The organism is Parafrankia sp. FMc2, from assembly GCF_041008525.1.
GTDB lineage: Bacteria > Actinomycetota > Actinomycetes > Frankiales > Frankiaceae > Parafrankia.
Genome location: NZ_JBFLUG010000497.1, coordinates 1 through 633, shown reverse-complemented (window position 1 = coordinate 633; position 633 = coordinate 1). Strand labels below are relative to the sequence as shown.

Here is a 633-nt window from a genome sequence, read left to right as displayed (position 1 = left end):
ACTTCAAAACACTCAAGTACTGTCCCGCTTTCCCGGGACGTTTCGGTTCCCTCCAGGACGCCCGCGTTTTCTGCGACGTCTTCTTCCGCTACTACAACAACGAGCACAGGCATTCGGGTATCGCTCTGCACACCCCGGCCAGCGTCCATGACGGCACCGCCCACGAGATCCAGGCCCGTCGCGCCCAGGTCCTCGACGCCGCCTACGCGGCCCACCCCGAGCGGTTCCACCGCCGACCGGCCCCGCCCGCGCTGCCTACCAGGGCGTGGATCAACCAGCCCCCAGCGATCATCGAGACCGAGGAGGCGCTACCCACGAACCAAGCAGCCTGATGTCTCACCGGGATTGACAGGCTCCGCTCGGCCCAGTCGTCTCCGACGAACAGCACCTCATGCTCTCCTTCCTCGTCCGGTACAGGACACGGACCTCGGGAAGGTTCACGCACGCGCTAATGGATCAGTGCTCGTCTCGGCACGCCGTCCCACCAGTCGTTGACACCCTCCCAGTAGCCGGTGGCGGCACGTTCTACACCTAGACCTCGAACGTGCGGGCCGGCAACAACGAGTGCTCGACCACCGGCGGCCCGGACACCCACCCCATCAGGTCAGGATCGGTGCGACCCCATTAGCAACG

At 65.4% G+C, this 633-nt stretch carries 1 protein-coding gene; it reads left to right on the top strand.

The window, feature by feature from the left end:
• A partial coding sequence (locus AB1460_RS38125; RefSeq protein ID WP_368967472.1) for an integrase core domain-containing protein occupies positions 1-332 on the top strand: 332 nt, incomplete at its 5' end.
• Between the last annotated feature and the right edge of the window lie 301 nt (positions 333-633).